Genomic DNA, 23,255 nt, shown 5'->3' with positions numbered 1-23,255 from the left:
GGATTAACCTCATATTACAACTGTGTTAACAAACAGCGTTAGGGTACTACAGTTTGCGCCCTGTCGCTACAATGTACACTTCACGCGAACGTGCGCGAGAAGCGTCTGGCTTACGAATCTTAACCTTCGTAAACAGGGAGCGAATTTCCCGCAGATACTCGTCAAAGCCATCTCCCTGGAACACCTTCACCAGAAAACTTCCACCTGGTGCGAGAACATCACGACACATATCAAGCGCGAGTTCAACCAGATACATCGATCTTGGTATATCGACTGCCGGGGTGCCACTCATATTCGGGGCCATGTCGGACATGACCACCTGAACCTTACTTTCACCTACACGTTCCATCAAGGCTTTTAGCACCAGTTCATCACGAAAGTCGCCCTGAAGGAAATCGACGCCGACGATAGGATCCATCGGCAAAAGATCGCAGGCAATAATGCGCCCGCTGCCGCCGATCTGGGTGACGACGTACTGCGACCAGCCACCTGGCGCTGCGCCCAAATCCACGACGGTCATTCCCGGTTTAAACAGTTTGTCACTTTGCTGTATTTCATCAAGTTTAAACCAGGCGCGAGATCGCAGCCCTTTTTTCTGCGCCTGTTGCACATATTTATCGCTAAAGTGTTCTTGTAACCAGCGACTGGAACTGGCCGAACGCTTTTTATTCGCCATCTCGTTTTCCAACTATCCTAAAAAGAGCCTTATGCCAAGTTCGCGACTCACGTAGACTCCCACAGGTCACAGACCGATTTGGTGATATACATGAGATGGCGGTAGAATGTACCGTTTTCAATCCCAACTTAAGCAAAAAAGACAATGAATCTGAATAACAAACAAAAACAGCACCTGAAAGGCTTGGCGCACCCGTTAAAACCGGTAGTCATGCTGGGTAATAACGGTCTGACCGAAGGGGTGCTGGCTGAAATAGAACAGGCTCTGGAGCACCATGAGCTGATCAAGGTAAAGATCGCAGCTGAAGATCGCGAAACCAAGTCCCTGATCGCCGACGCTATCGTTCGTGAAACCGGCGCCTGCAACGTACAGGTTATCGGTGGTACGCTCGTGCTTTATCGCCCAAGCAAAGAGCGAAAAATCAGTTTACCGCGTTAAACGCCGCCAGTTTAGCGAAAAGGTGCCATGCACCGGTTCAAGATAAAAGGCCGCGTGCGGCCTTTTTCCTTTCTTTACAAAAAGCTGGCTAACTTATAACCAGAGCCGGCGCGATCAAAGATATTCGACCTTCAGGATTTCATATTCAACGTCGCCGCCCGGGGTGTTAATCACCACCACATCATCCTGCTCTTTGCCGATCAAACCGCGCGCCATCGGTGAGTTTACCGAAATCAGATTTTTCTTGAAGTCGGCCTCATCGTCACCCACGATGCGGTATGTCACTTGGTCCTCGGTATCCAGGTTCAATATCGATACGGTAGCGCCAAAAATCACACGGCCGTTAGCGGGCATCTTGGTGACGTCGATCACCTGCGCGTTTGACAGTTTGGCTTCAATTTCCTGAATGCGCCCTTCGCAGAACCCTTGTTGTTCACGGGCCGCATGGTATTCCGCATTTTCTTTCAGATCGCCGTGTTCACGGGCTTCCGCGATGTCGGCAATGATTTTCGGCCGGCGCACGGTTTTCAAATGTTCAAGTTCTTCACGCAGCTTTTCTGCGCCAAGCAAGGTCATCGGAATCTGTTTCATAGTATCAATACCTCTAAATCATTCCTGTTCAAATAACCGTCATCCTGACGTATTCGTATGAAAAAACGGAGGGTTACACACCACCGTTTCCAGGCGACAAACAAAAGAAGCCTGACTCGGGCCAAGTGCCCGAGTCAGGTTCGGTTTTGCATTTTGATACGTATTTTACCGTAGAGTTCCTTAGGGGTCATCGTTTACTTTTTCCCTTAATGCACCGTAGTATGACGGCACGTTATCCAGCAGTTAGCCCGAGATTATGCGTTTTCCACGAATTGTCAGTGCATTGGCCTGTGCGTTTGCCCTTAATGCAAATGCGGCCCCGGTTGAAGATTACACACAATATTTGCCTGATGGGGCCAACCTTGCCCTGGTCGTTCAGAAGATTGGGGCCACCACGCCCATCATCGATTATCACTCGCAGCAGATGGCCCTGCCGGCCAGTACGCAAAAGGTGCTGACCGCGCTGGCGGCATTGCTGCAGCTTGGCCCTGACTATCGGTTTTCCACCACGCTGGAAAGCCAGGGCAGCATCAGCGGCGGCACCCTGCGCGGCAACCTGATTGCGCGTTTTGGCGGCGATCCGACTTTTAAACGCCAAAATCTGCGCAACATGGTAGCGGCATTGAAAAAACAGGGCGTGCAGGAAATTAGCGGCGATGTGCTTATCGACACATCCGTGTTCGCCAGCCACGACAAAGCGCCCGGCTGGCCCTGGAACGACCTGACGCAGTGCTTCAGCGCGCCGCCGGCGGCGGCGATCGTCGATCGCAACTGTTTCTCGGTCTCGCTTTACAGCGCGCCGACGCCAGGGGAAATGGCGTTTATCCGCGTAGCCTCCTACTACCCGGTGAACATGTTCAGCCAGGTGCGCACCCTGGCAAAAGGCTCGCCGGATGCCCAGTACTGCGAGCTGGACGTGGCGCCGGGGGAACTGAACCGCTTCACCCTGACCGGCTGCCTGACGCAGCGTAGCGAACCGTTGCCGCTGGCATTTGCCGTCCAGGATGGCGCCAGCTATGCCGGCGCGATTTTGAAAGATGAATTGACGCAGGCCGGTATCGTGATCAAAGGCCACCTGAAACGCCAAACCCAACCGGGCATGAAGGGCGAAGTTATCGCGCAGACCCAGTCGGCGCCGCTGCACGATCTGCTGAAAATCATGCTGAAAAAATCGGACAACATGATTGCCGACACGGTGTTCCGCACCATTGGCCACGAGCGCTTCGGCGTGCCAGGCACCTGGCGTGCAGGCTCGGACGCGGTGCGCCAGGTGCTGCGCCAAAAAGCCGGCGTGGATCTGGGCAACAACATCGTGGTCGACGGCTCCGGCCTCTCGCGCCACAACCTGCTGACGCCGGCCACCATGATGCAGGCGTTGCAGTACATCGCCCAGCATGACAACGAGCTGGACTTTATCTCCATGCTGCCGCTGGCGGGGTATGACGGCACGCTGCGCTACCGCGGCGGCCTACACGAGGCCGGCGTCGACGGCAAAGTCTCGGCCAAGACCGGTGCATTGCAGGGCGTTTACAACCTGGCGGGCTTTATTACCACCGCGAGCGGCCAACGCTATGCGTTCGTGCAGTATCTGTCAGGCTACGCCGTGCCGCCGGAAGATCAGAAACAGCGCCGAGTGCCGCTGGTGCGCTTTGAAAGCCGCTTATACCGGGATATCTACCAAAACAACTAAGGCAAGCCACCGGTTGCCCCCCAGCCAATGCAAACAAGCCCCGCTTCCCAATGGGAAGCGGGGCTTGTCATTAAGCGTGCCGATAAGCAGGCACGCAGTAGGGAAGCTTCTTACTTCTGGTAGATGATTTCAACGCCTTCTTCGTCATCTTCGTCCCAGTCGTCATCCCAATCATCGTCCGTGGCTTCAGCTTCCGCTTCGGCAAGCTGTTCACGGTGATAATCATCCCACATGAACTCGACTTTCTCCGGCGCGCTTTCTTCGATCGCCATTTCCTTCGGTTGGGTATTGATGAAGTTCATCACATCCCAGCACAGGGCGTTGACGCCGGCACGATTGGCGGCAGAGATCATGTAGTACTTATCTTCCCAGCCCAGAGCCTCTACAATCGCCTTGGCGCGCTCGGCAGCCTCTTCCTCACCCATCAGGTCAACTTTGTTGAACACCAGCCAGCGTGGCTTGTGCGCCAAATTCTCGCTGTATTGCTGCAGTTCGTTGATGATGATTTTCGCGTTTTCCACCGGATCGGACTCATCGATCGGCGCAATATCCACCAGGTGCAACAGCACGCGGCAGCGCTCCAGGTGCTTCAGGAACCTGATACCCAGCCCAGCTCCGTCGGCCGCGCCTTCAATCAGCCCGGGAATATCGGCCACCACGAAGCTTTGCTCGCTGTCCATACGCACCACACCCAGGCTTGGCACCAGAGTGGTAAACGGATAGTCGGCAACCTTCGGCTTGGCGGCGGATACCGCACGGATAAAGGTGGATTTACCGGCGTTCGGCAGGCCAAGCATCCCGACATCGGCCAGCAACAACAATTCCAGCAGAATGTCGCGTTCTTCCCCCGGCGTGCCATTGGTTTTCTGGCGCGGCGCACGGTTCACCGATGACTTGAAGCGAGTGTTGCCCAAGCCATGCCAGCCGCCTTTGGCGATCATCAGGCGTTGCTGATGGCGCGTCATGTCACCCAGGATTTCACCGGTGCCGAGATCTTTCACGCGGGTACCGACCGGCACTTTGATAGTGATATCTTTACCACGCTTGCCGGTGCAATCGCGGCTTTGGCCGTTCTGGCCACGTTCAGCACGGAACGACTTCTCAAAGCGGTAGTCAATCAGGGTGTTCAGGTTCTCGTCGGCCAGCAGATAGACGTCGCCGCCGTCGCCGCCATCGCCGCCGTCCGGCCCACCGTTAGGAATATATTTCTCGCGGCGAAAGCTGACGCAGCCATTACCACCGTCACCAGCAAAGACCTGAATCGTCGCTTCATCTACAAACTTCATTTACCGTCTCCGTAACTCATTCACCGGGCGGCTTCAAAGGAGCAACCCGATTTATTTCTGTCCGACGCGGCCACCAACGGTGGCCGATTGCGGAAAACATAGCGCCCGCCACCACCACAAATGCACCAATATAACCAACCAGGTTCAGGGGCGGAGCAGCAAACATCTGTGGCCATGCCAAAGCCAATAAATCAGATAATAACAGGGTAAACAACGGAGTGAGCGTCACCAGCGCGCTTACCTGTGCCGCCTGCCAGCGCGCCATGGCTTCAGCCAGCGCGCCATAACCAATCAGCGTATTCGCACCGCAAAACAGCAGGCAAGCCAATTGCCAGCCGCTAAGCTGGAAAATCACCGCGGGCTCGGCCAACGGGAATAACACCACTGCACATAAAGTGTACAGCAATACCAGAATTTGTGGTGAAGCCAGACGGCGCAACAACACTTTCTGCGCCACGCCATAGGCGACCCACACCATGGCCGCACATACGCCCAACAGCACCCCCAGGGTGTAATCCGTCAAGCGAGTAAAAATCTCAACCAGGCTAACGTTAAAAAACAGCATCAGCCCGCTAATCAGCATCAATGCGCCAATCACCTGGGTGATACGCATGCGCTCTTTCAGGATCAACACGCTGGCGAACATCATGCCCACCGGCGAGAGCTGCCCGATCACCTGTGAAGCCGTCGGGCTCAGGTATTGTAACGAGGAGCTAAAAAACACGAAATTCCCCAACAAACCCGCTGTAGCTATCGCCAGCAGCAGCAGCCAACGTGGCCGCGCAAAGAGCTGCAACGGCGGCAGCCTACCCCGCACGGCCAAGATCAGGCACAGCCCGATTGCGGCAAGGGTAAAGCGGTACCAGACGATGGTAAACGGCGCCATCGTCTCCAGCACTTCTTTCATTGCAATTGGCAGCGCGCCCCAACAAACAGCCGTTGTCAGCGCCAAAAAAATGCCTATGCCAGCCTGCTGTTTTGTTTCCATGATACCCGTATAAGCACCAGGAGGGAGAGGTGTCCATAAATATAAAAAGCCCCGCAACGAATTGCGGGGCTTTTATCTATGTAGGACCGGCTCGAAAAATTACTCAGCTTCGATGCTGATGAATTTACGGTTGCTCGGGCCTTTCACTTCGAATTTGACTTTGCCGTCTTTCAAAGCGAACAGAGTGTGATCTTTGCCGCAACCCACGTTGGTACCAGCGTGGAATTTGGTGCCGCGCTGACGAACGATGATGCTGCCAGCCAGTACTGCTTCACCGCCGAAGCGTTTTACGCCCAGACGTTTGGATTCGGAATCACGACCGTTACGAGTCGAGCCGCCAGCCTTTTTGTGTGCCATTAATCTGCTCTCCTAACTTAAGCGCTGATGCCGGTGATTTTTACATCAGTGAACCACTGACGGTGGCCCTGCTGCTTACGGTGGTGTTTACGGCGACGAAACTTAACGATTTTAACTTTCTCGCCACGACCGTGAGCAACGACTTCAGCTTTGATCTTGCCGCCATCGACGAAAGGAACGCCGATTTTGATATCATCGCCATTTGCGATCATCAGAATCTGGTCAAACTCAACCGCTTCACCAGTTGCGATGTCCAGCTTTTCCAAGCGAACGGTCTGACCTTCGCTTACTCGGTGTTGTTTACCACCACTTTGGAAAACCGCGTACATATAAAACTCCGCTTTCCGCGTGCTTAACTGTTCAGTACAGAGCGCGCTATAAATATTCACAATAGGGCGCGAATTCTACGCAATAATCCCGCGCATGACAAGAGCAGAATCAGGCCTGAAGTAGAAAAAAGAAGAAAAAAAACACAGTTTCTTTCGTGGCATTTATCTGGGGCGTTTTTCAAGTACAATCAGGAAACAGTTACCGCCATGCACCGATGTGAACAGCGATCTGATCGCTGTGAAGAGAAACACAGCTGAAAAAAATACAATGAAACCAGAACAAATTACCGATTTAACCGCGCAAGATATGGCGGACGTGAACGCAATCATTCTCGAACAGTTAAATTCCGAAGTCACGCTCATCAATCAGCTTGGCTATTACATCATCAGCGGCGGCGGTAAGCGCATTCGCCCGATGATCGCCGTGTTGGCGGCACGGGCGCTACAGTATGAAGGCAACAAGCACGTTACCGTCGCTGCGCTGATTGAATTCATCCACACCGCCACCCTGTTGCATGACGATGTCGTCGATGAATCCGACATGCGCCGCGGCAAGGCGACTGCCAACGCCGCGTTCGGCAACGCCGCCAGCGTGCTGGTTGGCGATTTCATTTATACCCGCGCTTTCCAAATGATGACCAGCCTGGAATCCTTGCGCGTGCTGGCGCTAATGTCGGAAGCGGTCAACGTAATCGCCGAGGGCGAAGTGCTGCAATTAATGAACGTCCACGATCCCGACATTACCGAAGAAAGCTATATGCGGGTGATCTACAGCAAAACCGCGCGCCTGTTTGAAGCCGCTGCCCAGTCTTCCGCGATTTTGGCGGGCGCCAGCGAAGCCGAAGAAAGCAGCCTGCGCGATTACGGCAGATACCTGGGCACCGCATTCCAACTGATCGACGATCTGCTCGATTACAGCGCCGACGGCGTCACGCTGGGCAAAAACACCGGCGACGATCTTAACGAAGGAAAACCGACGCTACCGCTGCTGCATGCCATGCACCATGGCAACAGCGAACAGGCGGCGCTCATCCGCGGGGCGATTGAACAGGGCAACGGCCGCCATTTACTGGAGCCGGTCTTGGCGGCCATGCAGCAATGCGGTTCGTTAGAATACACCCGCCAGCGCGCCGAGGAAGAAGCCGACAAGGCTATCGCCGCCCTACAGGTTTTACCGGCATCGCCATACCGCCAAGCGTTGGAAGGCCTGGCTCATATGGCGGTACAGAGAAACCATTAAGAGCGTAATACGACAGTCAGTTTTCATAGGTCCGCAGCCCGGGCCTATGTCTCTTCCTCAGCGCCATTTTCCCCGCTAATGCGTTTTAACAGGCTGCCTATCCCTTCGCGCATCAGGAATGCCAACACCTTTTCGCGTTCACCCTCCGACATATGCCAATAGTATTCAACCCAAACTACCAGCGGATCTTTGCGATCCAGATCGTAACTCGCAGGTTCTTCTTTCAGTAACAAGAGGTGGCGGACATCTTTCGGCAAGCTATCTACGTGATACTCCAGCGCCTTTCCCTGAACACCTTTGCGGCGACGGCTAACCCAACCTTCACGACGGGCCATCAAATTAATTCCTTGTGGTGAAGAAGGTAACCCCGCAACGCCTATAAGCTCCTTGGCAGCAAACCACTCATTTTTCATAGCCATGTTCTCTGACGATAGTGTAGCGAAAAGAATTTCAGAAATTATTTAGATATTTTCCAGAAAACTTAGTGATATTCTGGTTTCCGTATAAACGTTTTAGTTGATGAAAACGTTTAAGTTATACAGGTTATTTATACCACTAACATGACTTTGGCTAACCAAAAAAGGAATGTAAACATGAATTCAAGGAAACCTGACTGGCACCCAGCGGATGTTATTGCGGCATTACGTAAAAAGGGCACCACTCTGGCAGCGGTGTCGCGCAAGGCTGGCCTGTGTTCCTCCACCCTGGCAAATGCCCTTTCCCGACCGTGGCCAAAAGGCGAATGGCTGATCGCTGAAGCGCTGGATATTCATCCGGCGGAGATCTGGCCAAGCCGCTATTTTGATCCACAAACCAACCATTTGCTGGATCGCAAGAGCCGTATTAAGCAGTAAGTGCAATAAAGAAAAAAACCGCCGGTTTCATGCCGGCGGCAATGTTATGAGGTTAAAGGCAGGGGGCTTAGGCGTTATGGATAAACTTCTCGCCCAGCTCAATATCTTTACGTAACACGTCCAGCATATCGTCCAGCGCGTTTTGCTCATAAGCGCTCAATGGCCCGATAGCCTGATATTGTTCGATACCGTCTTTCCCCAGCAGCAACGGTTGCGCGAAGAAGCGGGCATATTCGCCATCCCCCTCAACGTAAGCACATTCCACCACACCCTTTTCACCATTCATGGCGCGCACCAGGGAAAGCGCAAAGCATGCCGCGGCCAGGCCCATCGACAAGGTTGCCGAGCCGCTGCCGGCTTTGGCTTCCACCACTTCGGTACCCGCATCCTGGATACGTTTGGTCAGGGTTTCCACCTCATGCTCGCTGAAGCTAACACCAGGGATTTGCGAAAGCAGAGGCAGAATGGTCACGCCGGAATGGCCGCCGATAACGGGCACTTCCAGTGCTTCCGGTTGCTTGTCTTTCAGCTCCGCCACGAAGGTGTTGGAACGGATGACGTCCAGCGTGGTGACGCCGAACAGCTTACGCTTGTCATACACCCCGGCTTTCTTCAACACTTCGGCCGCAATCGGCACCGTGGTATTCACCGGGTTGGTAATAACGCCGATACAGGCTTGCGGGCAGGTTTTTGCCGCCTGCGCGATCAGGTTACGCACAATGCTGGCATTAACATTAAACAGATCGGAACGATCCATCCCCGGCTTACGCGCCACACCGGCGGAAATCAGCACCACGTCCGCCCCCTGCAGCGCCGGAGTGGCATCTTCACCACAGAAGCCTTTGATGCTGACCGACGTAGGAATATGGCTGAGATCAACGGCCACGCCTGGGGTGACAGGAGCAATGTCGTACAGAGAGAGTTCAGAACCTGAAGGAAGTTGGGTCTTGAGTAGAAGGGCGAGGGCCTGGCCGATACCGCCAGCAGCACCGAGAACTGCAACTTTCATCCTATACTCCTTTATTATCTTAAATATAAAAGCGCCGTGAATTCATGGGGTGCGAACCTTAATTTATTACGCTTGTAAAAACAATCTCTTAACTGTAGGGTTTACGAGGCTCAAGCACGATGGAAGCAGAATATGGCTTCCATTCTAGATGAAATCACTTACGCATTAAGGGCATAGCGCGCATTAACCAGAAATAATACATGCTAAAGCACGCGTAGACTGGTCAGAACGTCACATTACACCCTTCCTTCACATCACAATAATATCACTTCTATAACATTTTGTTCACTTTTTGAGTGATATGGCATCGGTGCCAAAAGGCATATTCATCCGCAGCCGATGCTGCTAGCATAGCGCGCTCTACGCTCGCCATACCACGTAACCCCACATTCCAGCGCACCCTTATTGCATAAAAATGCAAATAAATGCATAATAATGACTTCTGTTTCCCAACATTCCACGGTGCAAAATGCGTAATCCCGCAAAACAGGAAGATCTGATCAAAGCGTTCAAAGCGTTATTGAAAGAAGAAAAATTCAGCTCTCAGGGCGAGATCGTTTTAGCGCTGCAAGAAGAAGGTTTCGAAAATATCAACCAGTCCAAGGTATCGCGTATGCTGACAAAGTTCGGCGCTGTACGCACGCGCAATGCCAAAATGGAAATGGTGTACTGCCTTCCCGCTGAGCTTGGCGTCCCGACCACCACCAGCCCGCTTAAAAATTTGGTGCTGGATGTCGATCATAATGATGCTTTGGTTGTTATCCACACCAGCCCCGGCGCTGCGCAGCTGATCGCCCGCCTGCTTGATTCACTCGGCAAATCGGAAGGTATCCTTGGCACCATCGCCGGTGATGACACTATTTTCGTGACGCCTGCCAGTAATTTTACCGCCCATCAGCTATTCGAAGCTATCCTGGCACTGTTCGAACAGGAATTATAGCGCCAGAGGGCAGCAAAAAACGCGGTGTGAGCCGCGTTCTTGCACTTCCCCGTTCGTCAGCTTCACCGCAAGCCCCCTTTCCCGGTTTCTCATAACAGCCACCCCCTCCCCTTTAGCGGCCTGATTGTTACGCACAATTAATCAAAAGTTGCCAGTCTATTGAAATTACATGTTTTTAACATGGAATGATTATTTAGTGTTCGTTTTTTATTCTTTCTGATTATTACCATGCAAACGCTAATAGAAAAGCCTTATTGCAAATTGTTAGCTTGCTATTAATTTTCATGGTTACTAGATGTATACTCATTTCCACGATGTGGATCACAAGTTATGTGAATAGATCCGAGAATACAGTGAGGTTAAAAATGAAAATTAAAGCTACCGTTTTAGCGCTCAGCGCCTTATCCATGTTGGCTTTCGGTACGTCAGCCGCCACCCTGGTGAATAACCAACAGGCAGAAACCCTGCAATCAATCGGCACCATCAGCGTAGGCGGCATCATCGGCGCACCTTCCGATGTACGCCAGGCGCTTTCTGAAAAAGCCGATAAGCAAGGCGCAACCGCCTATCGCATTATCGAAGTTAACGAAAACGGCAACTGGCACGCTACGGCCGAAATCTACAAGTAGTCACCATGGTGGCAATCGCCGGCTCCTCCCGGCTATTGCACAAAACAACCCAAACCAAGTTTCCTAAAAAAACTCGTCGTCCTATCCGACGAACCCCTTTGCCCCCGCTCGCGGGGGCTTTTTTATGCACGTAAACCACTCGGACAGGGACAGAGGCGGCAAAATGGGGCCTGCAACGCGTAAAAAAACCGCCGAATGGCGGTTTCAGTTTGGAGCCTGCAGCAATCAATAATGCGCTTTCAGCTCGGCTTTTTTCGCCAGTGCCGCCAGCAGCTTATCGTGTATACCGCCAAAACCGCCGTTGCTCATCACCAGTATATGGTCGCCAGGCTGAGCAGTTTTTACGATCATCTCCACCAGCGTATCCAGATCGGCGCTCCAGTGCGCTGGCTGCACGCAGGCTTCCGCCACTTCGGCAACCTGCCACGGAATATGGTGCGGCTGGAACAGGAACACTTCGTCAGCGCGCCCCAATGACGGCGCCAGTTCATTCTTGCTGATGCCCATTTTCATGGTGTTGGAACGTGGCTCCAGCACCGCCAAAATGCGCGCCGTGCCGCCGACCTTGCTACGCAAAGCCGCCAGGGTGGCAAGAATGGCGGTTGGGTGATGGGCAAAATCGTCATAGACGGTCACGCCATTGGCTTCACCACGCAGTTCCAGGCGGCGGCGGGCGTTGATGAAATCCCCCAGCGCACGGCAGGCATCCGCAGGCAACACGCCTACATGCCGGGTGGCGGCGATCGCCATCAGGCCGTTGTGCATATTATGCTCACCCACCAGCGCCCATTTGACTTCACCCACTTTTTCACCGTCGAGCAACACTTCATAATGGCTGGCGTCCGGCGTCAGCTTACGTGCGTGCCAGGTGCCGTCTTCCCCAACCAGTTCTTGTTCACTCCAGCACCCCATCGCCATCACTTGCTTCAGGTGCGCATCATTCTCCGGCACAATGATCCGGCCTTTGCCCGGCACCAGACGCACCAGGTGGTGGAACTGTTTCTGGATCACTTTCAGATCGTCAAAGATATCTGCGTGATCAAACTCCAGGTTGTTCATGATCAGGGTCCGCGGGCAGTAGTGCACGAATTTCGATCGTTTGTCGAAGAACGCACAGTCATACTCATCGGCTTCGATCACAAAGAACGGGCTGTCGCCCAAGCGTGCAGAGACCTCAAAGTTGCCCGGCACACCGCCAATGACAAACCCCGGCTGATAGCCGCAGGCTTCCAGGATCCAGGTCGCCATGCCTGCCGTGGTGGTCTTGCCATGGGTGCCCGCCACCGCCAGCACCCAGCGATCGCGCAGCACATAATCGTGCAGCCACTGCGGCCCGGAAACATACAGGATCCCCTGTTCCAATACCACTTCCACGCAAGGATTGCCGCGCGTCATAGCATTACCGATGATCACCAGATCGGGAGCGGGATCCAACTGGACCGGATCGTAACCCTGAATGAGATCGATTCCCTGGTTCTCCAGTAGCGTGCTCATTGGCGGGTAGACGTTAGCGTCTGAGCCGGTGACCTCATGCCCCAACGAGCGGGCCAGCATCGCCAACCCCCCCATAAAGGTGCCACAGATCCCAAGAATGTGAATGCGCATAGGTTTCTCATTTAGTGACGTCGAATTAGCGCTTATTCTAACCCTCAGATTAGTCCAGAAGAAATGGATTTGCCTATGAATAGCGTTTCGCTTTGGGCTACACTGCTGAAGAAAACGTAAGCGGTTTGTTACCAAATCGCTGTCCATCTGTCGATTCAGGGAATGTGTCATGAAAACGTTAGGCGAATTTATCGTCGAGAAACAACACGACTTTCCTCACGCCACCGGTGAGCTGACTGCGTTACTCTCCGCCATCAAGCTGGGCGCCAAGATTATCCACCGCGACATCAATAAAGCGGGCCTGGTGGATATCCTCGGCACCAGCGGCGTTTCAAACGTACAGGGTGAAGTCCAGATGAAGCTGGATCTGTACGCGAATGAAAAACTGAAGGCAGCATTAAAAGCGCGCGGCGAAGTGGCCGGCATCGCTTCTGAAGAAGAAGACGAGATCGTTATTTTCGACGGCGAGCGTGCAGAAAACGGCAAATATGTCGTGCTGATGGATCCTTTGGACGGTTCATCAAATATTGATGTTAACGTCTCTGTCGGTACTATTTTCTCTATCTACCGGCGTGTAACGCCTGTCGGTACCCCCGTCACCGAAGAAGATTTCCTGCAGCCCGGCAACCGCCAGGTCGCAGCCGGTTACGTGGTCTATGGTTCTTCAACCATGCTGGTCTACACTACTGGCCACGGCGTGCATGCTTTCACCTACGATCCGTCGTTGGGGGTGTTCTGCCTCTCACACGAACGGGTGCAATTCCCGGACACCGGCAATATGTATTCCATCAACGAAGGCAACTACATCAAGTTCCCTCTCGGCGTGAAGAAATACATCAAATACTGCCAGGAACAGGATGAAGCGACGTTACGTCCTTATACCTCACGCTATATCGGCTCACTGGTTGCCGACTTCCACCGCAACCTGCTAAAAGGCGGTATTTATATATACCCCAGCACTGCCAGCCACCCAAAAGGCAAGCTGCGCCTGTTGTATGAATGCAACCCGATGGCATTCTTGGCCGAACAGGCCGGCGGCAAGGCCAGCGACGGCAAAAACCGTATTCTTGATATCATTCCCGCCAAGCTGCACCAGCGGGCGCCGTTCTTCGTCGGCACCAAATCGATGGTCGAAGACGCAGAACGCTTTATCGCCGAATTCCCAGACGAATAATCCCCCCGCCGAGCCGGCGCTGCCAGGGGCTAACGATGCATGCTAGCCCAGGCCGGCGCCGGATTAATCCGGAAAACGCCGCCAGGCCAAAGCCACTCGGTGCCGGTGATGAAAAGGGCAGGAAATCGTAAGAGAGTCCGCTATAATAGCCGCCACTCCATTTCTGGTTTGATGAAAGGAAACCGACATGAGCTTGAACCTGGTCCCTGCGGGCAAAGACCTGCCAGAAGACATCTACGTAGTTATTGAGATCCCGGCTAACGCCGATCCGATCAAATACGAAATCGACAAAGAAACCGGCGCGCTGTTCGTTGACCGTTTCATGTCCACCGCAATGTTCTACCCGTGCAACTACGGCTACATCAACCACACCCTGTCTTTGGATGGCGATCCGGTTGACGTGCTGGTGCCAACGCCATACCCACTGCAGCCGGGTTCCGTGATCCGCTGCCGCCCGGTCGGCGTTCTGAAAATGACCGACGAAGCCGGTGAAGATGCGAAACTGGTTGCCGTTCCGCACAGCAAACTGACCAAAGAATACGATCACATCAAAGACGTGAACGATCTGCCTGAACTGCTGAAGGCACAAATCGCCCACTTCTTCGAGCACTATAAAGATCTGGAAAAAGGCAAATGGGTTAAAGTCGAAGGCTGGGCAGACGCCGCCGCGGCCAAAGCCGAAATCATCGCCTCTTTTGAGCGCGCTGCCAAAAAATAAGGCCGCCCGCCATGAAAAAACACCGCCCAGTGGGCGGTGTTTTTTTTTTATTGCCGTGCTACTTATTCTTCGTCACGCTTTAGCCAGTCGCCGCTTTCGATCAGCGGATACCCTTCCACACTGTGTTTATACAGGTAGATCCACGCGCTCCCATAAGGCGTTTGAATCAGTTCGCGCCGGTAGTCTTTGGTATTACTTTTCAGTTCATCCAGTTCGGCCAGAATCGAAGAGGTGATGCGGTACACTTCGCAATGTATCATCCCCTCCCCCACGATGGCCGCCGGATAATGGCCCAGATTATAAATCTGGTAGCCGTCGAGCTCATGTTCACCCAGCCACTGGGCATTGGTCATCCAGTGGCTGTTCCCCTGTTTGCGCCTTAAACTGCCGTAGACAATTATTCGCATCGCTAAAACTCAAACTGATAGAGCAAATCTAATGCCTGGTCGATACCAGACACCGCTTCCAGATACAACTTGGGCATCAAGCGGTAACGCAACGTCAGCGTGGCCAGCGAGTCGAAAATACCCACCCCATATTTTACTTGTAAGCCAGGGAGGACATAACCGCTCACTACAACCTGGGAACTGTCGCCAACTCCCTGGGTATCAAGGGCCAAATTACTTACGCCAAACGCCTCGCCGATTTTACCCACAAGTTGCCCACTTTGTGCAACCCCCATACCGATCAACATTGAAGTCATGGCGTTGCCATCGGCGCCAGAGCTACTCAGGCCCTGGCCACGCAGCAGATAAGACAGGGCTTCCTGTTGTGATTTGGTCGGATCGGAGAACACTTCCAGCTTCGGCGCATCCGCCAGCCCGGTCACGCGCACCCCGGCCACCACGTCGTCCTCGGTGGAATCCGGATTACGGATCGCCTCCATGTTCAGGTAGGGTTGATCCGGCGGCCCAGAGAACATCAGTTGGCCTTTGCGTACGATCAGATCCTGACCATAGGCGTGGAAACGCCCGTTCAGGATATTAATCTGGCCATTCAGGCCAAGGCCGTTTCTGTCCTGCACCACCTTCAGATCGCCTTTCAGGCCGGCTTTCAGGCCAAAGGCATCAAGCCGCACGTCATCGCCCACGTGGATCATCAGGTTGCTGTTGATCGGGATGGACGCGGTTTGCTCGTGTATCGGCTGCAGCTTGTCGTCCAGCATCACCTCATCGGAAGAGACGCCCACCGCGCTTGCCGGTAGTTCCTGGACGGTAATGCGCGCCCACGGGATATCCACCTTGCCGTTAAGCGAGAATAGCTGCGGCGTGGCTTCAAACACGATGTCAGGCGAAACATCGACACGGGCCATTGGTGGCACTGAAACGCGCAGCCTATCTCCCTTGGCGGCGATGCGCGCGTTCCAGGCGTTAAGCTCGCGCCAGTCCGCGTCCCCGGTCAAATTCAGCTGCCCGTGGGTCGTCGCGATCAGCCCTTCCAGCGTTGAGCTCATGCCGTTGAAGTTGATCACCAGCCGGCCATTGGTCATATCAAACGGCATCCAGTTGCCGTCGATATCCACCTGATCCAGCGCCAGGCGGCCAAACACCAGCGGTTTTTGCACACTGCCGCCCAAGCGCAGGTTGGCGTTCAGCATCCCCGCCGCCTTCTCACCCTGCGTCAGCGCCGGGTTGAGCAGCGCCAGTGAAATATTGGTGATGTTGACGTTGCCGGCGATGTTGCGCCGCCCTTGCGGATCGGCCACCTGCACGTTGCCCTCCAGTTGGCCGTTGTTGGTGAGCTTAATCAGCCAGTCCGCCTGGGCGCGGCCATTGTTCAACGCCGCGTTGAGGTTCAGCCGGTCAAAGGCGATTGGCAGTGGCTTGCCCTGCACCTGCTGCACCACCTTCACGCCGTTGCCCACCAGTGAGACTTTTGCCTGCGGCAGTGCTTCGCCCGCTTTCCAGCTTACGTCGGCACGGCCGTTAAACACCCCGCTCAGCGCGGTTTCCTCGCCGAGGAACGGTTTGAGCATGTTCAGATCAAAGCGGTTAAGCACCACGCTTGCCTGCCCGCTGGCGCCAGCTTCAATGGTGTTCGGCACACACAGTTCCGCATCCGGGTTTTGCCAGCAGTGTGGCCCAACGCTGATTTTCTGCTGGGTATTGAGGTAATCCAGGGCGATAGCGCGCGTCAGGCGCCATTCGCCGACTGGGGTATCAAAACGGGTGTTGTTCAGATTGCCGCGCCAGCGCTGCTGCTGGCGATCAAAGCTGCCGGCCAGCGCCAGTTGCCCGGAAACCGGCTTGCCATCGATTTTCAGTTGCAGCGTATGCTGTTTCTCGCTGCCCTTGGCTTCCAGCGTCAGCAGGTTAACTTCCAGCGCATCCTGCTTGAGCTGTTCCACCCGCACCGCCAGTTGCCCTTGGATTTGATCGCTGGAGCGCACATCGCCGTCGATCTTCACCCGGTTAATGCGCAGCGCCTGCCATTGCAGGCCGGAAGCGACCAGATCCGCCAACAGCTGTGGCGCCTGCAGGTTGCCGCGCAGTTTGAGCACCCCTTTAGCGGTGCCGCCCAGCCCCGGCAGCGCGCCATCAAGGCGCGGCGCATCAATATTCGCATCCAGGTTCCAGCTCTTTTCATCCAACTGGCCCTTCACGTTCAGCGTATTGCGCCCCAGCGCCAGATTGACGCCAGGGATCGTCCACTGGCCGGCCGCATTGCCGCTCAGCGAGCCGTGCGCCGACACACTGTTTTGCTTCACGTTGCCGCGCAGATCCAACTGCGGCACCTGCAACTGCCAACTGCCGCCATACAGGCTACCGCGCGTGGTGATTTTCCCCTCCAGCTTCGCCGGCCATTCCGGCCACTGTTTGGCGGTGTTGATGCCGCTCAGCGTAAGCTGCGAGTTCCAACTGATCGCTTTACTCCAGTCCACCAGCGCCGTGAGATCGGTATTGCCCTGCAGCGCCGCCAGGCGCAAGCGATCGAGCTTGAACTGTTCAATGTTGCCCTTGCCATCCAGCGTCAGCACCGCCGGCGGCAAATCCTGGCCTTTGATATTGGCGCGGGTCGACAACGCATAATCCGTCGCTTTGCCGCTAAAGCGCAGTTGGAAATCATCTACCTGATACTGCGCGGCGCCGGCCAGCGGCCACTTGAGCTGTTTGCTCTGCAACGTCAGCGCCAACGGCAGGCCGGCTTCCGCCAACTGGGTCTGCACGTCGAGTTGAGCGCCGACCGGGCCGGAAAGGTTAAGCGCCACCGTCAGCGCTTCACGCAGGCCGCCGCCGATATCGAGCTTGATCTTCTCGCCTTTCAGCGGATCAACGTTTAACGCCGCATTCGCCGCCATCGTCACCGGCCAGATGCCGGTCAGTGAAGCCTGCCCCTGCGCCGACAGCGAGCCCTGCGGCGACTGGACGGTGAAATTATCCAGCTTGATGTGCTGATCCTGGGTGCTGGCCTGCAACAGCAGGCTGGAAATCAACACATCGGTATCGCCGGTCAGGCGCAGCTGCTCACCGCGGATTTCCTGCACGGTAATATCTAGCGGCAGGCGAATTTCCGGCAGATCCGGCAATAGCGGTTTGGCAAACAGTTCTTTTAACGTGTCGCCCAGCGGCTTCTCTTCCAACTTCGGCGCTGGTGTTGGCGTATCGCTGGCTTTCTCCGCGGCCTGCTTAGCGATATCCACCGCCGGTTGCACCGCTTCCGGCAACGGGTTCTGCGGAGTTTTCGGCAAGGCGATCAGCAGCGAACTGATTTTGGTCGGCAACAGCGTTAATGCGCGCTCTTGCCACTGTGCGCCGGTATGGAACTGCGCCAGCGAAATCGCAGTTTCGTCCACTCGCACGTTGACATTGTTCAGCGCCAACATGCGCAGCGTGATTGGATACGGCGTACTCAGGTTGGTGGTGGGCTCGCTGTTCTCCTCCGCTGGCGCCGAAGGCGCCATTTTCGCGGTATCCACCGCGACGTCGACATCGTCGGCGGTCAGCGCGTTAACACACAGTGAACTGCGCCTGAAACAGGACAGATCGAGCGAGAGGTGGAATTGGCCGGCGTTGACGGTAACGCCCGGCATCTGATACTTGACGCCTTTCAACGTCAGATCGCGCCAGCCGCCGGTGACGCTGGCGATATCCAGGCCGGGCACCCAGCGTGCGGCGCCGTTGATCACCATATGCAAACCGGTGGTGGTGCCCAGCAAAAACGCCACGCTGCCCACGATCAGCAGCAGTACGATTAAAAATCCAAGAGAAATCTTTTTTATCAGGCTCATAGTTCAGGCCCCAAACCGATATAGAACTGCACCCCGTGGGTTTCCTGGTCCCCCACAGGGGCGGCAATATCCAGCTTCACTGGCCCAACCGGCGACTGCCAGCGCACGCCGACGCCCGCCCCGGTTTTGAAATCACTTTTTCTGATGTCGTTCACGGCTTCACCGGAATCAACAAACACTGCGCCCCACCATTTGCCCGTCACGTTATATTGGTACTCCAGCGAGCCGGTGAACATTTTCGACGCACCGGTCAGCTTACCGTCATCGTCACGCGGTGAAATGTTTTTATATTTGTAACCACGGATGCTGCGATCGCCCCCGGCAAAAAAGCGCAGATCCGGCGGGATCTTATCGAAGTTATTGGTTTCAATCCAACCCGCCTGCGCGCGCGCCACAAAGCGGTGTTTCTCCGCCAGGGTGCGGATCCACACGTTCTGCGCCTGCAACAGGGCAAAATCAACGCCAGAGCCCCAGGTGGTGTCGGAAACATCGAGGGAATAGCGCTGCGAGTCGCCCCAGGTTGGCATCAACCCGCCGCGTGAACGGGTACGCGCCACGCTCACCCCAGGATACAGCAGCATGGTGGTATCGGTGACGTTCGCCTGGGTAAAGTGGTCGAGCCGCCAGGTAAAGTTAACAGCGTGCTGCCAGCCGCTGGAAAGATCCCAGTTGCGCGATGCCACCACCTTGGTGCTGTCCGCCTTGGTATCGTTCAGGTCCTGGCTTTTGAAACCGGCCTGCAGCAGGTAATACTGCTCCAGCGGGCTCTTGAGCAGCGGGATTTTATACGAGAGATCGAGCTGTTGCTCCGGCGCCGAAACATAGGCGCTGGTTTCCAGGCTGTGACCACGATCGTTCAACCACGGTTTTTTCCACACCCCTTTTACGCGCGGGCCGACGTCGGTGGAATAGCCAACGCCGGCTTCCATGGTGTTACGGCTGCGCGGGGAAACCACCGCGTCCAGCGGCAGCACTTTGCTCGCTTTTGAATCCTTGAAGTCCGGCGATACCACCACCGAGTTAAACCAACCGGTGGCAGACAAACGGCGGTTCAGCTCGGCCAGATCGCCCGAGCTGTAATAATCCCCTTTATGGAAAGGCACCAGATTTTGCAGATAATCTTCGCGGATTTGCGAGCCTTGAAACTTAACGTCGCCGAAGTGATAACGCTCACCGCTGTTAAAATCGATATCCCAGTAGGCCTGGTGCAAATCTTCCGCCACCCCAAGCTGGCTCTTGACCATCTCGGCATCAAAATACCCTTTGCGTAGCGCCAGGCCGGTCAGGGAACTTTTAAAGCTGTCGTAGGTGCCGTGGTTCAAAATAGTGCCAATCTCCGGGCGCCCGCGCTTCACCGCCGCGAGATAGTCCTCATCGGTTCTGGCGCCGCCTTGCAACACAATGTCGGCGCCAGCGATACGCACCGGCTCACCGGGGTTGACCTTCGCATGCAGCACCGGCCGCGACAGGTTTGGGTTGTTATCCAGCGAGAAATCAATGGTCGGCTGATAATAGCCCAGCGGCCGCAGCCCCTGGCGGATAGCTTGATCCACGCGCGCACGAAAGCGCCCGTCGGCGCTGACTTCATCGCTGCCAATCGCGGACAAACGTACCCGAACATTTTGTTCCAACTCCCCGCTAAGACCTTCCACCTGCAAGCGTACGTTGGCCGCCAATGCCGGCGGCGCAGTAAATAACACGCATAAAACGCAAAGGGCACGGTATCGTGGCACGCGTTCTCCTTAGATTATTCTACTTTTCCTATACAACCTTAGCACTGGTGCCGGGGATTACACCGGGATAACACGATGATTTATCAACCACCAAGGCACCATTAAGCGGCATGCCCAGCCGCAAACAAGACACATTCTCTGCTTTTTGCGCCCTATATACTGCGTTAAACTTACACAGAAACGCAACATATTGCCTATTGTGGGCAAAGAGGCGTTCAGATACAACTAACGCCAGGGCGTCTTGGCCCAATAATTATCGTGATAACAGGAGTCAACCGTGGTGCCATCTTTTGATAAGTCTCAACCGATTGATAAAGCGAATGCATTACCAGGCCGCACCACCCCAATGCCCGTAGCAACCCTTAATGTGGTCACCGGCCACTCGATGACTCAGGTGCCGGAAGGCATGGAAGTGGCTATGTTCGCCATGGGTTGTTTCTGGGGCGTCGAGCGCTTGTTCTGGGAACAAGAGGGCGTCTACAGCACGGCCTCCGGCTACAGTGGTGGTTTTACTCCGAACCCCACCTACGAAGAAGTCTGCACCGGGCAGACCGGCCATGCGGAAGTGGTGCGCGTGGTGTTTGATCCCAAGACCGTCAGCTATAAACAGTTGCTGCAGCTGTTCTGGGAAAACCACGACCCGGCGCAAGGCATGCGCCAGCGCGGCGATATCGGCACGCAATACCGCTCTGCCATTTATACGTTAAGCCCGCAACAACAGGCCGAAGCGGAAAGCAGCCAGCAACGTTTCCAGCAGGCGATGGACGCCGCAGGCGACGCGCGCCGCATCACCACCGAAATTACCCCCGCTCAGCCTTTCTATTATGCGGAAGACTATCACCAGCAGTATCTGCACAAAAACCCGGAAGGTTACTGCGGCCTGGGCGGTATCGGGGTGTGCCTGCCACCACAGGGCTAATGCTGTCATTTTTCATCGCTGGCGGCTTTCAGTGAGCTGCTGTTATACTATGCGCGGGCCGTGCAAACGGCCTGGTAGCCGCTTTTCTGGTTGTTATTACACGTTTTTTTAATGAATTACCACCCTCCTCAAAAGCGCCGGCATCCGCCGGCACGAATGGATAAACTATGTTAGACAGTATATTACTGATTCTTTTTCTGATCGCCGTGAGCGCCTTTTTCGCCCTGTCGGAAATATCATTGGCCGCATCGCGCAAGATCAAGCTCAAACTGATGGCCGACGAAGGGAATATTAACGCCGCTCGAGTGCTCAAACTGCAAGAGACGCCGGGTATCTTCTTTACCGTAGTACAAATCGGCCTGAATGCCGTCGCCATCCTTGGCGGTATCGTCGGCGACGCCGCTTTCTCTCCCACCTTTAAGCCTTTGTTTGAGCGCATTGTTTCCCCGGAACTGGCTGAGCAGATCAGCTTCATTTGTTCTTTCGTCCTGGTGACCAGCCTGTTCATTCTGTTCGCCGATTTAACCCCGAAGCGCATCGGTATGATTGCACCAGAGACGGTTGCCGTCCGGATCATCAACCCGATGCGTTTCTCGATCATGGTCTTCCGCCCACTGGTATGGTTATTCAACGGCCTGGCGAACCTGATCTTCCGCATGTTCAAACTGCCGATGGCGCGCAAAGACGACATCACCTCCGACGATATCTATGCCGTGGTGGAGGCGGGCGCCCTGGCCGGGGTGCTGCGTAAGCAGGAGCATGAGCTGATTGAAAACGTGTTCGAGCTGGAATCGCGCACCGTGCCCTCCTCCATGACCTCGCGGGAAAACGTGATTTTCTTCGATCTGCACGAAAGCGAAGAGAACATCAAACAGAAGGTGCTGACTCACCCGCACTCCAAATTCCTGGTGTGCGATGGCCATATCGATCAAGTGGTGGGCTATGTGGATTCCAAAGATCTGCTGAACCGGGTGCTCGGCAACCAGAGCCTGGCGTTAAGCAGCGGCGTGCAGATTCGTTCGGCGCTGATTGTGCCGGACACGCTGACGCTGTCAGAAGCGCTGGAGAGTTTTAAAACCGCGGGCGAAGACTTTGCCGTTATCCTTAATGAATACGCGCTGGTGGTTGGCATCATTACCCTGAACGACGTCATGACCACCCTGATGGGGGATCTGGTCGGCCAGGGCCAGGAAGAGCAGATTGTCGCCCGTGATGAAAGTTCGTGGCTGATTGAAGGCGGCACGCCGATTGACGACGTGATGCGGGTACTGCATATCGATGAATTCCCGCAGGCGGGCAACTACGAAACCATCGGCGGCTTTATGATGTATATGCTGCGCAAGATTCCCAAGCGCACAGACTTTGTGAAATACGCCGGGTACAAATTTGAAGTGGTGGATATCGACAGCTACAAGATTGACCAGCTGTTGGTGACCAAGCTAAGCGACAAACCAGCGGCAGTTTTGCCAAAAGCCGCGGATGAACATATCCCTTCCTGATTCCTGCAGCCCGCCCCTCGCCATCGCGAGGGGCGGGTAACAAACCGCCCAACTGTACCGGGCGGTTCCCCGCCCCAAGAGCATCAGCACATTTCTGACTGCAGCTGCAATACGTGGCGGTTAACCTCGCTCATCACGCTGAAGTGGCGTTTATCGCGCACTTTAGGCAGCAAAATCTTGCCCTTATCGAACTCAAATGCGCCGACGTCTTTGATATACAGGCGCCCGCGGAATAGGGTTTTGACGTACTTGGCCACTTTCAATGGGTTATAGCGATGGAAGATTCTCATTATATTACTCTCCTCCCGTTGGACCACGCGTTCAATAGGCCGCCAACGTGGCGGTATTTCAG

23 protein-coding genes are annotated in these 23,255 nt (G+C 54.9%); 10 read left to right on the top strand and 13 right to left on the bottom strand.

The window, feature by feature from the left end; all coding sequences use genetic code 11:
* Positions 1 to 46: 46 nt before the first annotated feature.
* On the bottom strand, positions 47 to 676 hold the full coding sequence (gene rlmE / locus AC559G_RS06860; RefSeq protein ID WP_095846110.1) for a 23S rRNA (uridine(2552)-2'-O)-methyltransferase RlmE: 630 nt from the start codon (positions 674 to 676) through the stop codon (positions 47 to 49).
* Positions 677 to 820: 144 nt separating this feature from the next.
* Between rlmE and yhbY the strand changes: the two genes are divergently transcribed.
* Positions 821 to 1,114 (top strand): ribosome assembly RNA-binding protein YhbY, encoded by a 294-nt coding sequence (gene yhbY, locus AC559G_RS06855; protein ID WP_095846111.1) that lies wholly within the window; start codon positions 821 to 823, stop codon positions 1,112 to 1,114.
* Positions 1,115 to 1,228: 114 nt separating this feature from the next.
* Here the strand turns inward: yhbY and greA are convergent, their stop codons facing one another.
* Positions 1,229 to 1,705 carry a transcription elongation factor GreA gene (greA, locus tag AC559G_RS06850; RefSeq protein ID WP_498911997.1) on the bottom strand — a complete coding sequence of 159 codons (477 nt, stop codon included), beginning with the start codon at positions 1,703 to 1,705 and terminating at the stop codon, positions 1,229 to 1,231.
* A 256-nt stretch (positions 1,706 to 1,961) separates the two neighbouring features.
* Between greA and dacB the strand changes: the two genes are divergently transcribed.
* On the top strand, positions 1,962 to 3,395 hold the full coding sequence (dacB, locus tag AC559G_RS06845) for a D-alanyl-D-alanine carboxypeptidase (RefSeq protein WP_498911996.1): 1,434 nt from the start codon (positions 1,962 to 1,964) through the stop codon (positions 3,393 to 3,395).
* A 110-nt stretch (positions 3,396 to 3,505) separates the two neighbouring features.
* On the opposite strand, the gene cgtA is transcribed toward dacB, so the two are convergent.
* The 4 genes from cgtA to rplU all read right to left on the bottom strand — a co-directional run bounded on the left by cgtA (position 3,506) and on the right by rplU (position 6,355).
* The gene (gene cgtA / locus AC559G_RS06840; RefSeq protein ID WP_498911995.1) at positions 3,506 to 4,681 is read right to left on the bottom strand and encodes a GTPase Obg; all 1,176 of its coding nucleotides are present in this window, start codon (positions 4,679 to 4,681) and stop codon (positions 3,506 to 3,508) included.
* 16 nt (positions 4,682 to 4,697) lie between these two features.
* Positions 4,698 to 5,669: a DMT family transporter gene (locus tag AC559G_RS06835; RefSeq protein WP_498911994.1), complete on the bottom strand. Its 972-nt coding sequence runs from the start codon at positions 5,667 to 5,669 to the stop codon at positions 4,698 to 4,700.
* A 99-nt stretch (positions 5,670 to 5,768) separates the two neighbouring features.
* Positions 5,769 to 6,026, bottom strand: coding sequence for a 50S ribosomal protein L27 (gene rpmA / locus AC559G_RS06830; protein ID WP_279026502.1), 258 nt, complete (start codon positions 6,024 to 6,026; stop codon positions 5,769 to 5,771).
* 17 nt (positions 6,027 to 6,043) lie between these two features.
* Positions 6,044 to 6,355, bottom strand: a complete 312-nt coding sequence (gene rplU / locus AC559G_RS06825; protein ID WP_279026504.1) for a 50S ribosomal protein L21 — start codon at positions 6,353 to 6,355, stop codon at positions 6,044 to 6,046.
* Positions 6,356 to 6,623: 268 nt separating this feature from the next.
* Between rplU and ispB the strand changes: the two genes are divergently transcribed.
* Positions 6,624 to 7,595 (top strand): octaprenyl-diphosphate synthase, encoded by a 972-nt coding sequence (gene ispB / locus AC559G_RS06820; protein WP_498911993.1) that lies wholly within the window; start codon positions 6,624 to 6,626, stop codon positions 7,593 to 7,595.
* Between the two features lie 44 nt (positions 7,596 to 7,639).
* Here the strand turns inward: ispB and AC559G_RS06815 are convergent, their stop codons facing one another.
* Entirely contained in the window at positions 7,640 to 8,008 is a 369-nt protein-coding gene (locus AC559G_RS06815; RefSeq protein WP_498911992.1) for a DNA-binding protein, read from the bottom strand.
* Between the two features lie 180 nt (positions 8,009 to 8,188).
* Here AC559G_RS06815 and AC559G_RS06810 point away from each other — a divergent pair, with 180 nt between their 5' ends.
* Entirely contained in the window at positions 8,189 to 8,449 is a 261-nt protein-coding gene (locus AC559G_RS06810) for a helix-turn-helix domain-containing protein (protein WP_498911991.1), read from the top strand.
* A 67-nt stretch (positions 8,450 to 8,516) separates the two neighbouring features.
* Here AC559G_RS06810 and mdh read toward each other — a convergent pair whose 3' ends face one another.
* On the bottom strand, positions 8,517 to 9,458 hold the full coding sequence (gene mdh, locus AC559G_RS06805) for a malate dehydrogenase (protein ID WP_498911990.1): 942 nt from the start codon (positions 9,456 to 9,458) through the stop codon (positions 8,517 to 8,519).
* Positions 9,459 to 9,927: 469 nt separating this feature from the next.
* Between mdh and argR the strand changes: the two genes are divergently transcribed.
* Positions 9,928 to 10,398 (top strand): transcriptional regulator ArgR, encoded by a 471-nt coding sequence (gene argR, locus AC559G_RS06800; protein WP_095846121.1) that lies wholly within the window; start codon positions 9,928 to 9,930, stop codon positions 10,396 to 10,398.
* Positions 10,399 to 10,763: 365 nt separating this feature from the next.
* Complete coding sequence (gene yhcN, locus AC559G_RS06795) at positions 10,764 to 11,027, top strand: YdgH/BhsA/McbA family protein (protein WP_498911989.1); 264 nt, start codon at positions 10,764 to 10,766, stop codon at positions 11,025 to 11,027.
* A 225-nt stretch (positions 11,028 to 11,252) separates the two neighbouring features.
* Here yhcN and mpl read toward each other — a convergent pair whose 3' ends face one another.
* Positions 11,253 to 12,632: a UDP-N-acetylmuramate:L-alanyl-gamma-D-glutamyl-meso-diaminopimelate ligase gene (gene mpl / locus AC559G_RS06790; RefSeq protein ID WP_498911988.1), complete on the bottom strand. Its 1,380-nt coding sequence runs from the start codon at positions 12,630 to 12,632 to the stop codon at positions 11,253 to 11,255.
* A 169-nt stretch (positions 12,633 to 12,801) separates the two neighbouring features.
* On the opposite strand from mpl, the gene fbp reads away from it, so the two are divergent.
* Complete coding sequence (gene fbp, locus AC559G_RS06785; protein ID WP_279026514.1) at positions 12,802 to 13,806, top strand: class 1 fructose-bisphosphatase; 1,005 nt, start codon at positions 12,802 to 12,804, stop codon at positions 13,804 to 13,806.
* Between the two features lie 187 nt (positions 13,807 to 13,993).
* On the top strand, positions 13,994 to 14,524 hold the full coding sequence (ppa, locus tag AC559G_RS06780) for an inorganic diphosphatase (protein ID WP_279026516.1): 531 nt from the start codon (positions 13,994 to 13,996) through the stop codon (positions 14,522 to 14,524).
* 62 nt (positions 14,525 to 14,586) lie between these two features.
* Here ppa and AC559G_RS06775 read toward each other — a convergent pair whose 3' ends face one another.
* The 3 genes from AC559G_RS06775 to tamA are packed head-to-tail and all read right to left on the bottom strand — an operon-like array spanning position 14,587 to position 20,485.
* A complete protein-coding gene (locus AC559G_RS06775; protein WP_498911987.1) occupies positions 14,587 to 14,931 on the bottom strand; it encodes a gamma-glutamylcyclotransferase family protein in 345 nt (114 codons plus the stop codon).
* 2 nt (positions 14,932 to 14,933) lie between these two features.
* Positions 14,934 to 18,752, bottom strand: coding sequence for a translocation/assembly module TamB domain-containing protein (gene tamB, locus AC559G_RS06770; RefSeq protein ID WP_498911986.1), 3,819 nt, complete (start codon positions 18,750 to 18,752; stop codon positions 14,934 to 14,936).
* Entirely contained in the window at positions 18,749 to 20,485 is a 1,737-nt protein-coding gene (gene tamA / locus AC559G_RS06765; RefSeq protein WP_498911985.1) for an autotransporter assembly complex protein TamA, read from the bottom strand. Before tamA ends, tamB begins: the two co-directional genes overlap by 4 nt.
* A gap of 277 nt (positions 20,486 to 20,762) precedes the next feature.
* Here tamA and msrA point away from each other — a divergent pair, with 277 nt between their 5' ends.
* A complete protein-coding gene (gene msrA / locus AC559G_RS06760; protein ID WP_498911984.1) occupies positions 20,763 to 21,404 on the top strand; it encodes a peptide-methionine (S)-S-oxide reductase in 642 nt (213 codons plus the stop codon).
* Between the two features lie 167 nt (positions 21,405 to 21,571).
* The gene (paeA, locus tag AC559G_RS06755; protein ID WP_438599839.1) at positions 21,572 to 22,903 is read left to right on the top strand and encodes a polyamine export protein PaeA; all 1,332 of its coding nucleotides are present in this window, start codon (positions 21,572 to 21,574) and stop codon (positions 22,901 to 22,903) included.
* Positions 22,904 to 22,986: 83 nt separating this feature from the next.
* On the opposite strand, the gene AC559G_RS06750 is transcribed toward paeA, so the two are convergent.
* Entirely contained in the window at positions 22,987 to 23,193 is a 207-nt protein-coding gene (locus AC559G_RS06750) for a DUF1107 domain-containing protein (RefSeq protein WP_121525315.1), read from the bottom strand.
* Between the last annotated feature and the right edge of the window lie 62 nt (positions 23,194 to 23,255).

This window comes from Gibbsiella greigii (assembly GCF_039540155.1).
Taxonomy (GTDB): domain Bacteria; phylum Pseudomonadota; class Gammaproteobacteria; order Enterobacterales; family Enterobacteriaceae; genus Gibbsiella; species Gibbsiella quercinecans.
The sequence above is the reverse complement of the archived record's forward strand: the minus strand, read 5'-3'. Positions and strand labels throughout refer to the sequence as shown.